The 14,076-nt window shown below is 65.8% G+C and carries 9 protein-coding genes; 4 read left to right on the top strand and 5 right to left on the bottom strand.

The window, feature by feature from the left end; translation table 11 throughout:
* Positions 1-63 precede the first annotated feature (63 nt).
* From J3P44_RS19205 to J3P44_RS19185, 5 genes are all read right to left on the bottom strand, one after another.
* Positions 64-819, bottom strand: coding sequence for a hypothetical protein (locus tag J3P44_RS19205; protein WP_255892075.1), 756 nt, complete (start codon positions 817-819; stop codon positions 64-66).
* A 28-nt stretch (positions 820-847) separates the two neighbouring features.
* Positions 848-1,096: a DUF2630 family protein gene (locus tag J3P44_RS19200; protein ID WP_255892074.1), complete on the bottom strand. Its 249-nt coding sequence runs from the start codon at positions 1,094-1,096 to the stop codon at positions 848-850.
* Between the two features lie 667 nt (positions 1,097-1,763).
* Positions 1,764-2,486 (bottom strand): hypothetical protein, encoded by a 723-nt coding sequence (locus J3P44_RS19195; RefSeq protein ID WP_255892073.1) that lies wholly within the window; start codon positions 2,484-2,486, stop codon positions 1,764-1,766.
* Positions 2,487-2,722: 236 nt separating this feature from the next.
* Positions 2,723-3,679, bottom strand: coding sequence for an alpha/beta fold hydrolase (locus J3P44_RS19190; protein ID WP_255892071.1), 957 nt, complete (start codon positions 3,677-3,679; stop codon positions 2,723-2,725).
* A 312-nt stretch (positions 3,680-3,991) separates the two neighbouring features.
* A complete protein-coding gene (locus tag J3P44_RS19185) occupies positions 3,992-5,143 on the bottom strand; it encodes an alpha/beta fold hydrolase (RefSeq protein ID WP_255892070.1) in 1,152 nt (383 codons plus the stop codon).
* Positions 5,144-6,169: 1,026 nt separating this feature from the next.
* Between J3P44_RS19185 and J3P44_RS19180 the strand changes: the two genes are divergently transcribed.
* The 4 genes from J3P44_RS19180 (at position 6,170) to J3P44_RS19165 (ending at position 14,013) form a co-directional block, all read left to right on the top strand.
* On the top strand, positions 6,170-6,661 hold the full coding sequence (locus tag J3P44_RS19180) for a cupin domain-containing protein (protein WP_255892069.1): 492 nt from the start codon (positions 6,170-6,172) through the stop codon (positions 6,659-6,661).
* Positions 6,662-6,788: 127 nt separating this feature from the next.
* Positions 6,789-8,000 carry an MFS transporter gene (locus J3P44_RS19175; protein WP_255892068.1) on the top strand — a complete coding sequence of 404 codons (1,212 nt, stop codon included), beginning with the start codon at positions 6,789-6,791 and terminating at the stop codon, positions 7,998-8,000.
* Positions 8,001-8,055: 55 nt separating this feature from the next.
* Complete coding sequence (locus tag J3P44_RS19170) at positions 8,056-10,785, top strand: helix-turn-helix transcriptional regulator (RefSeq protein WP_255892067.1); 2,730 nt, start codon at positions 8,056-8,058, stop codon at positions 10,783-10,785.
* Between the two features lie 300 nt (positions 10,786-11,085).
* Positions 11,086-14,013 carry a helix-turn-helix transcriptional regulator gene (locus J3P44_RS19165; protein WP_255892066.1) on the top strand — a complete coding sequence of 976 codons (2,928 nt, stop codon included), beginning with the start codon at positions 11,086-11,088 and terminating at the stop codon, positions 14,011-14,013.
* Positions 14,014-14,076: the final 63 nt, after the last annotated feature.

Below are 14,076 nucleotides of genomic sequence, written 5' to 3'. Positions count from 1 at the left end.
GGTCGCCGTGGAACATGTGGCCTGACACGAGTTCTCGCGCTCTATTCGGCCCGTTGCCCGGCCTCAGAAGTCACCACCGCCGCCGTCGAAGTGGCTGCTGTCGTCGCTGTGGCTGCCGGCGCCGCTGGTCTCTGCAGGTGCGTCGTCCCCAGAGCCGCCTTCTCCGAAGTCGTTGAAGGCGAGGCTTCCTATGAACAGCCACGTCAGCGCGTCGACACCGAAGTACCCGGCGGCGTAGGGCGCGTAGGCACGACCGCCCTCCCAGTACGGAACTCGAGATGCTCCAACCAACACTTTACGCGTGTCGGGTTCGGCGCCGGCACGAACGCGCTGGGAGTCGAGGGCGCAGGCCGGCACCTGACGTTCCATGCCGTCGGCCGGGGTGTAGGGCACGTCGGCGACCGAGAGCCCATGCCGTGGGTCGAAGAAGCACGGCGGTCGCCTCCTCGGCAAAGGCTCGCCCGACACGCGGGCGCGCACGCAGGCGACCGCATAGCGACCGTCCTCGATGATTTCAGTGAGATGCCGGATGTCGCCAGGCCCGGTCAGCGCATCGCCAGCGATCTTGGCCGACTCATATGCGTCCAGCGCACGCTGGTAGTCGGCAGTGGCGCCCTCGTCGAGTACATGACCGCTGATCTCGGAATCCAGATTCGTAAGGTCCACGCCGAACGCGGTGACATCCTCGAACGCCAACATCCGCACTGGAGCCAGCGCCTGTTCGCGCTGAGTCATCTCGCGATGCTTGATGCGATTACGCACCAGGAAGGCGACGATCGCGATCGCTGCTAGGACTGGAATAAACTGCAGTAGATCCATCTCGGCCTCCTCGTTCCTAGCGCGATCGTCATCGCAGATACCCCTGGACCTGCGAGGCGGGACGTAGCTTGGCCGCATCGGGACTTGCGCCGACCGCCCGGAGCGCGCGCCGTTGATTCAGCAAGTCCCAGCACTGGTCTAACTCCGCCTCGAGCTTCTGCAATCGCTCACTGTGCGTGGCGGGGTCGCCACGAGACTTGACGTGCTGCGTCCGCAGTTCACGTTCCTCGCCGACAAGCGAGCTGATCGCGGTCAAGATGGAGGCATCCCTGCTCATAGCAACTCCTGTCGCGTCTCAGGGTGGGTGTTTGGTGCGGTTGGCGGTGCCGAGGACGCGCGGATCTGGCAGGTTGCACGGGTGCTGTGCGGCGACGCGCCACCACGCGGCGACAGCCTTCGTGGAGTGGTGCCGTCTACGAACGGCTGCCTGACGTCGGCAGCGGGCTGCTCGCCGATACTCATCATTGGACCGAGCCTTCCGAGTGCGAATTCGGTGGCGCCAATCGGTGCCCACCGAGCCCAACTGTGCGCCGGAGCCTGGCCGCCTCGCGCCAGTGAGACCCCTGGCGGTGGTACGGGCCCGACGCCGTGGAGCGCTTCTGCGGGAGCAGTCGAAGCGCGTCTGGGCACTCTTGTGCGAACTGGCGCTTGCACGTGGCACGGCTCAGGGGACGGCGCACCACACGGCGGCCCGGGCTCCTGAAGGAAGCACATGACCACTGGACGGGCGGCATCGCTGGAATGCAACGCGTTGCCTTTGCCCGCTCCGCGGCGCAGGGCCGATCCCCGTCACGACCGAGAAGGAGGTGAGGCGAACCCGATCGCGCAAGCTCCCGCACTGAGTCCGGCCCGGCTCGACTGCGGCCCGGCGATCAGCAAGGTTCGATGCGAGACGCATGATTACCGCGACCGACCCCCACCGCCGGGTGAGCCGCTTCGGATGTTCACTCGAACCGGACATCATCCAGGTCGATGGACACGACGACCGGCTGCGGCATTACCGACCCATTCTCGTCGACAAGATGGACGCGGCGCCGAGTGGGTACTGAAATTCCGTTGAACTCTCGATGCCTTGTCCCATAGTGCGCGGCGGGACTGGTCGAGCCGAGTACCTCAGTGGTGTAGTCATGGCGGCGGATCAGTCCACGATCGTCAAGGTAGTAGACGTTCTCGCGCGAGTGGGTTGCTATCCCCGCAGGAAACAACACCCGCAGCCGGCGCCACTCCTCCCCGTCCTCCTGCCACGGAGTGAGCTCCTCGATCTCGACCCCGGGTCGGGTCCAGGAGAAGGGCTGGGTGAGATATGTCCACATCGCGTACCCCGCGAAGTAGGCCAGGTGCAACCGGTCCCAGGGTGTCTCCAAGGTGTGACCAGTGAACGAGGACCTCGGGTTCGCGCGCTGGTCGATAACGGTTCCGTCATCGTTCTCGATGGTGACCAGATCCGGGGTGTAGACGTCATGCAGGTCCGGCGCTCCGAAGGGAGCATGGCTCACGAGCTGACGATGCAGTTCGACACGCACCCTGGAGTCGTTGATCACTCCATCCTGGCCCTTGATCGCCCAAAGTGCTCCACCGGTATGCATGTGCATAGTGACGACGCTCAACTGGTTCCATTTGTCCAACCCGCCGTGCGCTGCCACGGCCAGTTCTCTCAGGTCGTCCATGTCTCCTCCATCGTCGTGTCTTGTGGCGGTCCCCGAGGCGAGCCTTCCGATCACTGTCGGCGCTCGCGTGGGTAACCAGAACTGGCCCGGCCAGCTCGGGCCAGGCGGGCAGCGTTCTTCGTGCTACAACGTCGCCACGCCTGAGTCCCGTAGACCCGGAGCCACTTGACGGGGCGGAGCGGCTGCGTATGCCGGCACGACGCCCCGCCAAGGGGAACTGCTGCTTTGATGGCTTACTAACCCGCGATGAGGGAGTCGGTGCGCGAACCGAACGGAGCCAGGAACGCGCTCAGCGCTGTCAGCAGCGCCTCCGGTGCCGCCTCTGCCACCCAGTGGCCCGTCCCCGGCACGACCACGGTCTCGACATTGTCGGCAATCGCGGACAACGCCCCACCGACCGCTCCGCCCCAGCTCGCCTCGCCACCGATGCCAAGGACGGGCATCGTCAACTTGTGCCCGCCTCGTTCCCCGTTCTGCGCCATGGTCTCGTCCCAGGATCGATAGAACCCGAAGCTGCCTGAAAGCACGCCGGGGGCGGAGAGGACCTGAACGTAGTAGTCAATGGCCGCGTCAGGGACCTGGCCGCCCTGGATGGCGAACTCGTAGCCGAAGAAGATCGCCTCACGGCCCTGGACGAGTTGTTCGGCGATGTCGCCCGCCCGGTTGAAGGCGATGTGCCACAACTTGTTGTTGATCTCGCGCGGGGCGAAAAGGGGCGGCGAGTGGTCCGGCGTCGGTGGCCCCGGCACCTCGGCGAGTGCCACCCGGTCGACCCGGTCGGGGTAGTCCGCGGCGAGTGCATAGCTGATCACCAAGCCGGTGTCGTGGCCGACGACGGCGAACCGATCGTGGCCCAGTTCAAGCATCAACGCGGCCAGGTCACTGGCGAGCGTTTCGGAGTCATATCCGTCTACGGGCTTGTCGCTCAGACCCATGCCACGCTGGTCGACCGCAACTACCGTGTACTGCTTCGCGAGCTCCGGCATCAGGTGGCGCCAGGCGTACCAATTCTCGGGCCATCCGTGAACCAGGAGCAGCGCTGGTCCGACACCCCCGATGACCGCGTGCTGGCGAATGCCGTTTGCCTCGATCAGATGGCTCTTAAACGTGGCGGTGAATCCGTCCGGAAGGTCGGGCGCCTGGGAGACCGAGCCGGGGGCCGTTGATTCCGCATACGGCGGCAATGCGTTCATGAGGGGGTTCCTTTCTCAACATCTCTGAAGAGTCGGCACCGGTGCGGTGTCGACACTTGAACCTTGGCCGTGGTTGGCCCTGACTCGCGCCAGGGAGCCGACGGGTCCGCCACCGGGCCTGCTCCCCGGTGCGGCCTACGGCGCCAACCAGCCACGTCCTTCACGCCCGGGACCGGATCGCTCGACGCTGAGTGCCTGGCTCCCGGCGGGCTCGCGCCAGCCTGCCGCTGATTCCCAGGACGCACTGAGGGGACCGACGGCTGGATGCCAGATCGGTCCCCGCAGAGCAATGGGGTGACGTTGGAGATGGACTCAGTCCGTGCGGCGCCCCGCCGCCGTGTGGTACGGGGCGAGGAACTCCGACAGGACCTCGAGCAGCTGCGTGGGAGCCTGCTCTGCGACCCAGTGTCCGCCGGGAACTACCGCGGTCGTCACGTTGGTGGCGGTGAGCTCCATGCCGTGTCCGACGTGTTCTCCCCAGCTGTCAACTCCCCCGATGCCGACGACCGGGATCGTCAGCTTCGTGGCCTGGCGCACTACACGGTTCTGGGTCAGGGTTTCGTCCCAGGCCCGGTAAAGCCCGAAGCTAGCCCGCAGGACGTTCCTGTCGCGCGTGTAGAGCTTGATGTAGTAGTCGATGGCCGAGTCGGGCAAGGTCGCCTTGCCGCCCTGGATCGCGTACTCGTATCGGTAATAGGCGTCGGCGTTGCTGCTGACCATGTCGAGAATCAGATCGTCGTCTACCCGGTTGAACGGGATGTGCCAGAGCTTGTCGTTGAGCGGCTCAGGCACGAACATCGGCGGCGCCGGGGGGGCCTCCAGACTGCCGACTCCGGGAGGGCCGGGAATCTCGGCAAAGGCGAGGCGGGCAACCCGGTCGCGGTGGTCGGAGGCCAGCGCGTAGGAAACCACGGCGCCGGTGTCGTGTCCGACCACTGCGAACCGCTCGTGGCCGAGCTCGGTCATCAGAGCGGCCATGTCGTCGGCAAGGGTTCCCGCGTCATATCCGTCTTCGGCCTTCTCCGTCCGACCGATGCCGCGCTGATCAACGGCGATGACGGTGTAGTCCTTCGCGAGTTGTGGCATCACGTGCCGCCAGGCGTACCAGTTCTCCGGCCAACCGTGCACGAGCAGAAGGGGTGGACCATCGCCGCCGATCACGGCGTGCTGGAGGATGCCGTTCGCATGTACGAACCGGCTCTTGAAGGCCGACTTGAATCCGGCCGGCAGGTTCGGTGCCGTGGAGACCACGCCGATGTTGGCGTCTACCCTCTTGTGAGCCGACGGGGCCGAGGTCGCGCTGTTGGCTGACAGGGTCGTGCTGGCAAGCACTGCGAGTCCGGCGAGGGCAGTGGCTGCAGCACCGGCAACCGCGAGAAGTCGCCGTGCCTCGTACCTCGTCTTCGAGGACTGGTTCATGTGAATCTCCTTTGGAGTGCGCACCAGCGTGATCTGGTGATGCACAGGAACCCTCGTCTCCCCGCCGTCGCATCGCGCCCGGGAATCCCCGGGTCCGGCCACCGGGCGACGGCGTGAGGCAGGCGTCCACCGGGCTCGCAACGTGCCAAGGACGATGGATGGCGACCGTTGGGATGCCGAACCCGAGCACCGTAAACGTCCAACGTTGGAAGCGACGCTTGGACGCCAGTGCTGGACACCACGCCACTCGTCGATCTCAGAGTGAAAGTGAATCCTGAGCCTTCGCGGAACGGCCTAGGGGGAGTCGCCGCGAAGAACTGGCGACTCCCCCTGAGGGCCTCCGGGCAGTCACGTCGTGCTGCCACTTTCCCGCTCGGGTCGGACCGTTTGCTCCGATGCGGTGCCAGCGGTGTCCGGCGGCTGTCCCGCCGGTCAACGTGACGGAGCGCGCCGAGGACTCTTGTGCTGGCCTTACCGCAACCCAGGGGTGGCTGGGCCTTGCGGCCGCGAGTCCCGTGACGCCAGTCCAGGGTGCGCGCCAGGGACCGGACGGGCGCGAGACCGACGGATTCGAAGCAGTGTGTGAACACCCGATCGATCACGAGGGCTCTCAGGCGGGAACACCGGGCCGGTGCGGACCGGCAACAAGGACAGGAGGATCCGTCATGCCGTACATCAATTCAGGGCGCGAGAAGCTCCTGCCCGACGCTCCCCTGGGCGCCCCACTCGCTTTCGTCCCTGTCACACCGCACATAGACCCGCCCGAACTGCCGATACCGCCGTGGACGCGGCCAGTGGACGCCCGCTACTCATCGGACGTCGACGATCTTCCCCTGTCCAGGCTTCTGGGTGACAGCGGGCCTGTCCCTGCAGCCTCGGACCATGAAGCCACACATGTCGCGACGATCGGGTTCCGCTCCACTGCTCGGCCTGCTCCCGCGGGAGCATGAGTGACGAGTCGTCGCATGGCCACACGTACAAGCGCCTCACTACACATGGGGAGCCACCCGTCGGCGCCCGCCTTGCGGCTGAGGCGGGTCCACCAGCGTGAATGTATGCCAGCATGTAGTCATGGCACTCCCTCCGCCGCCTCACGTCGGCCCGGGAGAGGTCAGCGCCAGCTTCCGTCGTGCCTCGACGCCTCCGAACATCGTGAGTTCAGATTCAGCGGCTCACTTCTTGGCTACCGGGGAGACGACGCAGGGCGGTTTCGCAGCCTTTCGGTGGGACATCGGAGCGGACGAGATGAGTGCGGCCCCGCATTTCCATCGGACCTTCAGCGAATCGTTCTTCGTCCTCTCGGGCGCGGCTTCGCTGTACGACGGGAAGCGTTGGTTCGACGCTGAGCCAGGTGACTTCCTGCACGTGCCCCTGGGAGGTGTGCACGCGTTCCGCAGCGTTCTCGGCGCGTCGGTGTCTCTCCTCATCCTGGTTGTCCCCGGGGTCCCCCGGGAGACCTTCTTCGAAGGTCTCGCCGACTTGATCGAGAGACGATGGAACCCGAGTCCACACCAGCTGGCCGCCTTCTACTCGTTGCACGACACGTTTCCAGTTCCGACCTGAGCGAGCGTCCCGGTGAGTGCTCGCGGGCGCCAGACACTGATTCCAGCCCACTGTTTTTGCGCTAGGGTGAGCCGGAACGACGCACTGCTGATACTCGGGCGGTAGGGCCAGGTCGAGGTGGTCCGGAATGACTCGCTCACATCAGCGCGCAGCGTTGGGGTGGTCGTGGGCAGCGCTTGCGCTCAACGGGTACGGCATCCTCGTTTTCGGCGCCGCCGTGCCTGTCATGCTCCGCTCAGGTGTCTGGGGATTGACTCGCGAGGACTACGCGCTGCTCGGCTCGATCACCTTGGCGGGAATGCTCGTAGGCGCCTTCGCGGCGGGAAACCTCGCCGACCGTCGCGGGCGCCGCCCCGCGCTCTTGACGAGCGTCGGCGTGATCGCCTGCGGCATGCTCGCCTGCGGCTTGGCCCCCACCTCGACCACCTTCGGGCTGGGTCGATTCGTGGTTGGCGTAGGTGCAGGACTCATGCTGCCGACGGCGGCTGCCCTTGTATCCGAGTTCGCCCCCGACGGTCGTAAGTACTTGTACCAAGGAGCCGTTTTTGGCGGTGTCGGCCTTGGTGGTGCCCTGGGCGCCGTCATCGCCCTGGCCACTCATGATCTGACGAGCTTCAGATTCCTCTTCCTCTGCGGCGCCGCTCCGGCGCTGGTCCTTCTGCCAGCCATTTACCGTGGTGTGCCTGAGTCGGAGGAGTATCTGCGGGCGCGCGGATCGGGTACGCCTGCCACTACGTCGACGTCTTGGCGGCTGCTGCTGAGCTCGGACTATCGCACTCGGACATTGCTCTTCTGGGGTACGACGTTCATGAGCCTGCTGCTGTTGTTCGGCGCCTTCACGTGGCTTCCGGTGATGATGAACAACGCGGGCTATGACCTCGGGTCATCGCTTGCGTTCCTGCTCACGTTGAGCTTAGGAGTGATCGCTGGTTCGTTGAGTTCGTCATGGCTGGCGGACCGCATCGGCAAGCGTCACGTGATCATCGGATCGTTTGCCGGGACAGCAATAGCATTTTGCCTTGTGGGGGGAGCGCCCCCACCAGTCATCGGCTACGTCCTCGTCGCGGCAATTGGGGCCGGGGCCGTCAACGCCCAGTTCCTGATCAACGGCTATGTTGCGGCCTCCTACCCGACGATGCACCGAGGCACTGCTCTGGGTTCCACGCTCAGCGTCGGGCGACTCGGCGGTGTCATCGGACCCCTCTACGGCGGCTCGCTGCTCCGCGACGACTGGTCGTCAGCCATCCCCTTCTATGGTTTCGCAGTTCCCGCCGTTGTGGCGGCACTCCTCACAGTGGCGATTCCCGTGGAGCAAGTGCGTCAGTGGGAGTCAGTGTGAGCCCCGGCCTGGCGGGGTCACGTCCGTGTGAAATAGCCCTTCACGGAGACCGGGGATGACGACCACCTCTCTCGTTGGCCGCCAGGCGGAGATGGGGCACGTGGCCGGTCTTATCGCTGGGGTTTCGCAACGGGGCGGTGCACTTGTGCTCTGTGGCGAAGCAGGCATCGGCAAGTCTGCCGTCTTGGCAGCATCTGTTGCGTTGGGTGAGTCAGCCGGCATGCGGATTCTCGCGGCCAACGGCGTGGAGTCGGAAGAGAGTCTTCCGTATGCGGGTCTGCACCAGCTTCTCCACTCTGTGCGTGCGGAGATCGCCTCCCTCTCAACACAGCAACGCGAGGTGCTCGAGCGGGCGTTCGGGTGGACGGCCTTGCCCGCCCCGGATGTTTACGTCGTTGCACTCGCCGTTCTCGACCTCGTCACGGAAATGGCCGAACGAGTCCCTGTCTTGATCGCAGTAGACGACGCGCACTGGTTGGACAGTGGCAGCCTTGACGTACTGACGTTCGTTGCTCGGCGCTTGGAGCACGAACCTGTGCTCTTGATGGGAGCGATTCGAGACGGGTCGTCGTCGCCCCTGGAGGACGGAAGGATTCCCCTGCTGAGGTTGAACCCCCTCCCCCGGACCGAGGCTGTGGGACTTCTGAACACGCTGGCTCCCGAACTGCCCGCCTCGCTCCGAGACATGATCCTTCGCGAGGCCGCGGGCAATCCTCTGGCGCTCACCGAGCTCCCGCGCAGCGTGCCGTCGGCAGAGGCGCTTGCTGGTGCTGAAAGCGCCATTCCGTTGACGGCTCGACTCGAGCGAGCCTTCGGAGCCAGAGCAGTTGGGCTGCCGCCCGCCACACGCTCGATCCTGTTGGCTGCAGCGTTGGAAGACGATGCATCACTGGGCGAGTCGTTGGCGGCGGCTCAGATCGTGCAGAACGCCGATCTGACCGAGTCGGACATGGAGCCCGCTATTAGGGCGGGCCTGGTACAAAAAAGTCCCAGGCGAGTGGCGTTCCGCCACCCGCTCATGCGTTCCGCCATCCTGCAGTTGGCGACGCCCGACGAGCGTCGGGCGACTCATGTGGCTTGGTCGACCTTACTCTCGGAGATGCCCTACCGAGCGCTGCGACATCGCGCCGCAACCGCGACTGGTCCGGACGAAGCGCTAGCTGTCGAACTTGAGGTCTCTGCAGAGCATGCCCGAGAGCGGGGCGGAGTGGTCTCGGCCGTACTGGCGCTCGAGCGCGCAGCGCAACTCAGCCCGAGCCCCGGGCAGCGCGCGGAACGCCTTCTGCGGGCCGCTGACCTCTCGAGCGAGACAGGCCGGACCGAACTTGTGCTGCGCCTGCTGGAACAGGTACCGACGGACGCCTTATCACGCAACCAACGAGCCATGCAGGGATGGATTCTGAGCACGTCCGATGACGGAATGCGTGAAGAACCAGCGCGGGCCGTCGAGCTGGCGAACCTCGCGAGGTCGGTGGCAACAGAGAGTGGCGTGGACCTCGCGCTACGCATTCTGTGGAGCGCGGCGCTGCGCTGCTTCTGGTCCGAGCCCGGCGAAGAAGCGCGGCGAGTGATTGTCGGCGTCGCGGAGAGCCTGCCCGTCGATGATGACGACCCTCGGCTACTGGCGATCCTGGCTTATGCCGCCCCGATCGAACGAGGAACGCGGGTGCTCAAAGGTTTGCAGGACCTCACTCCCCGGGCTACCTACGACTCCCAGCAAGAACGTCTCATCGGATCTGCGGCGGTTCTGGTCGGAGCGTTCGACCTAGCTGCGCGGCTCTCAGCTGCAGCCCTGGCCGGCCTGCGTCACGACGGGCGGCTGAGTCTGTTGGCACGCGCATTGGCCGCACAAGCGTGGAGCAGCGCCAGGCTTGGAGACCTGGACGTCGCCATTCCGGCGGCCGAGGAGGCCGACCGCCTCGCGCAGGAGACGAACCAACCGTTTCTCTACGCGCTTGTCCTTGCAACCGAGGCCGAGATCGCCGCGTTGCGTGGCGACTACGACCGCTGCAAAAATCTTGCAGCGGAGGCGGAGCGGCGAAGTCTGACAGTGGGCGCGCGACCAGTGCTCGCGACGGTCCAGCTCGCTCGAGGCTTGGCTGCCATGGGACAGGGGCGCTATGCCGACGCCTATGACCACCTTCGGCGGATGCACGATCCAACGGACCACTGCTATCAGGTAGCGCTGCGCTGCTACGCGGTATCGGAACTCGTCGAGTCAGCGGTCAGACAAGGAGATGCTCCCGGTTGTCGCGCCCTCCTAGAGGATCTCGAGGAAATCGCACAAACGACCGCGTCGCCCGCGCTGCACACGGGCCTACATCTAGCTCGCGCTCTCGTCGCTTCAGATGACGAGGCCGGTGGGCTGTTCGAGGTCGCGCTGAGTGCGAGCTCGACGACGAACCCCTTCGCCAGAGCTCGCGCACAGCTCGCGTACGGCGAATGGCTACGCCGCCGGCGCCAACCAGCTGAGTCACGAGCGCACCTTCGTACTGCCCGAGAAGCTTTCGACGCCCTACGCCTTGTCCCCTGGAGCGATCGAGCCCGCCAAGAGCTGCGCGCGGCCGGCGAGACCAGCCCGAATCGAGGTCCCGACGCCCGCGACCAGCTCACCGCCCACGAGCTGCACATCGCTCAGCTTGCGGCTGGCGGGCTGACGAACAAGGAGATCGGACAACGTCTGTTCCTGTCTCATCGCACAGTCAGCTCACACCTGCACCGCATCTTTCCCAAGCTCGGCGTAGTTTCGCGAGCAGAATTGGGCAATGTCATCGCGCAACGGTGACTCGAGCGCGGAGCATCTGTGCCCAGCTCGCGCACGGGGCGCGTGAATGATCACCCATAGCGTCAACTGACGCTAGCCGACTATCGGTGCGCCTCGTAGCGTCACACACGTGAAGTCAACCCAGGCCCCGACAGCAGGAATGGTCGGCGGACTGGCAACCCCCTAGCGACGCCCGCCTGGTGACCACGGTCCGCCGTCAACCGAGAACCGCGTGCGCCCTCGTGAGGTGCGTCGTTCGAAATCCCGCACCGCCAGGCGCTTCGCGCGTAGATCGTCATTTCTGGAGAACGGACCCATCCCATGCGTGACATTCCTCTCGCCGTAGCCGACGTACCGCCACTGGCGGCATCATCCGCCTACGGCACCAGCGCCAGCACCGCGATCGTGGCTCCCGACCGACGTGATGTCCGTTCGATCAACCCCGTCACCGTTCTTGGAGTGTTCAACGACCTGGCTCCCGGTCCGGGTCCCGACGTGTCTCCTGCGCTGAGCGGATCCGGCACCGGTCTGGTGGGACGTCACCGCGAGTGTGCCGTCCTGGACGGACTGGTCAGCAGCGTCCGCGGGGGCGAGAGCAAGGTGCTTGCCCTGCGCGGGGAGGCGGGCATCGGCAAGAGTGCCCTGCTGGACTACGTCGCGGGGAATGCAGGCGGCTGCCGAGTTCTGCGGATCGCCGGGATCGAGTCCGAGATGGAACTGGCGTTCGCTGGGCTCCATCGCTTGTGCGCTCCGATGCTGGAACATCTGGAGCGCATTCCCGAACCACAGTCCGAGGCCCTCGCAGTGGCGTTCGGCGTTGCCGTCGGCACGACTCCGGATCGGTTCCTCGTCGCCATCGGCGTCATGAGCATGTTGGCCGAGGCCGCTGGTGAACAGCCACTCGTGTGTCTGGTGGACAACGCGGACAAGCTCGATCAGGCTTCTGCTCGGACCCTGGGCTTCGTGGCACGCCGACTGAAGGATCAGGCGATCGGATTGGTCCTCGTGACCCACGATGAAGACGATCAACCTGCGCTCACGGGTCTGGACGAGCTAGTTGTGCACGGCTTGGATCACGAAGAATCTGAGTTGCTGCTGGACTCGATCCTGCGTGGTCCGGTCGACGCGAAGGTCCGTAGCCGGATCATCGGGGAGGCCCGGGGCAATCCGAGGGCACTGCTCGGGCTCCCTCACCAATCCGGGGGCGCGGGTCTTTCATTTGGTTTCGGCACTAGTGGAGTCAGCGCCCTGCCCACACGGCTCGAGCAAGACTTCCAGCGGCGCCTCGGTCTGTTGGCTCCCGAGACCAGACGGCTGCTTCTTGTAGCCGCCCTCGAGCCCGCTGGCGACGTCACCATGCTCTGGCGCGCCGCAAGAGGGCTCGGCATCGGATCCGAAGCAGCAGTTGCTGCACGAGCCGCGGGTTTGATCGAAATCGGCCCTCAGGTGAGATTCTGCCACCCGCTCGTTCGGGTCGCCGTGTGCCGCACTGCCAGTCGCGAAGAGTTCCGCGAGGCCCATCATGCCCTCAGCGACGCCACCGATGCCGATCTGGATCCGGACCTCAGGGCATGGCACCGCGCTCACGCCGTGACCAGCCCGCACGACGAAGTCGCCACCGAGCTCGAGCGCTCCGCCGACAGGGCTCGCACGCGAGGTGGAGTGGCGGCCGCTGCGGCCTTTCTCGAACGTGCCGCGGAGCTTGCTGGAGACCCGCAGCGGGCTGGTCGGCTGGGACTGATCGCAGCTCAAGCTCGTCACCGAGCCGGCGCTTCGGAAGCTGCCTTGGGCTTGCTTGCCATGGTCGAGGCGTGGCCGTTGGAGTCGGCTCAACGGGCCCAGGTCGAGGTCGTGCGCGCTCAAGCAACATTCGCAGCTCGCCGAGGATGCCAAGGCCCACGGCTTCTCCTGAACGCCGCTCAACAACTGGCGCCATTCGACCCCGACGGGGCCCGGCACACCTATGCGGATGCCTTCGTCGCCGCCTTCTTCGTAGGACGGCTGGCAGCAGACGTCAACCCAACCACGATTGCTACCGCAGTTCGCAGCGGCCCTAGCTCGGCTCAGCCCAACCTCAGCGATCGCGTGCTGGACGGCTGCGCCGACCTCTACGTGGACGGCCCGAGCAAGGCCGCGCCGGTACTGATCGAGGCGCTGGATGAGTTGTGCGCGGACACCGCGTACGAGAACCAGCACCTCAGGAGTCTTCCGTTGGCGTCGGCCGCCGCGATGAACGTATGGGACGACCATGCGTGGGACGTTCTGGCCGCTCGTCACCTTCAATCTGCCCGCGAGACCGGCACAGTCGGCGAGCTCCCGCCCGCCCTTACCTGCGCCGTTCTCGTCAGCATTCTCAAAGGAGACCTGGCGAGCGCCGCGGTGCTGGTCGATGAGACCAAGACCGTGATCGAGATGGCCCAGTTCGGGCCCTCACCGGCCGGAGCCGTCGCTCTCGCCGCGTGGGCGGGCGCTCAAATCTCACCAGATGCCATCGCGAAGGCTGAGCTGCACCGCTTGGCAAGCGGCGGCGCAGGCATCGCTACGACTGTCCTCAACTGGGCCGAGTCGGTGGAGGCGAACGGCCGAGGCCACTACTTTGACGCCGTCGTCGCCGCCGAGAGAGCGACGGATTCGCCTGGAGAGCTCGGAGTGAGATGCTGGGCCATGGCCGAGCTCATCGAGGCTGCCTCCCGCACCAACATGTCAGAACTCGCAGCTGAGGCGCTGGCGGAGCTAGCCTCGCTCACTCAGGCGACGGCGACCGACTGGGGCCGCGGCATCGAGGCGCGCTGCCGGGCGATGCTGAGCCCCGACACCGATGCGGAAGGTTTCTACCGCGAGGCGATCGAGCGGCTCGACCGCACAGTGATCCGCGTTGAGAGCGCTCGTGCCCGCCTTGTCTACGGCGAATGGTTGCGCAGGCAGGGCAGGCGGATCGACGCACGAGAGCAGCTACGCGCGGCCCATGCCATGTTCGCGGACAACGGCTTCATGGGCTTTGCTGAACGGGCCCGCCGAGAGCTCGGAGCTACCGGCGAGACTCCGCGTCGCAGGTCCGACGAGGGTCCTCGTGGACTCACCGTTCAAGAGTCGCGCATCGCACGTCTCGCGGCAGACGGCCTCACCAACCCCGAGATCGGCACGGAGCTCTTCATCAGTCCTAGAACCGTCGAGTGGCACCTCGGAAAGATCTTCGCGGAGCTGGGAGTGACCTCCCGCCGCCAGCTCCGCGACGCGCTACCGCAGTAGCGACCACACCCAGCCCCGTAACCCGATGTACCTCCGCCACGTCCACTTCCCAGCATCGTCCAC

The organism is Nocardioides astragali (assembly GCF_024436375.1).
Lineage (GTDB): Bacteria > Actinomycetota > Actinomycetes > Propionibacteriales > Nocardioidaceae > Nocardioides > Nocardioides astragali.
The sequence above is the reverse complement of the archived record's forward strand: the minus strand, read 5'-3'. Positions and strand labels throughout refer to the sequence as shown.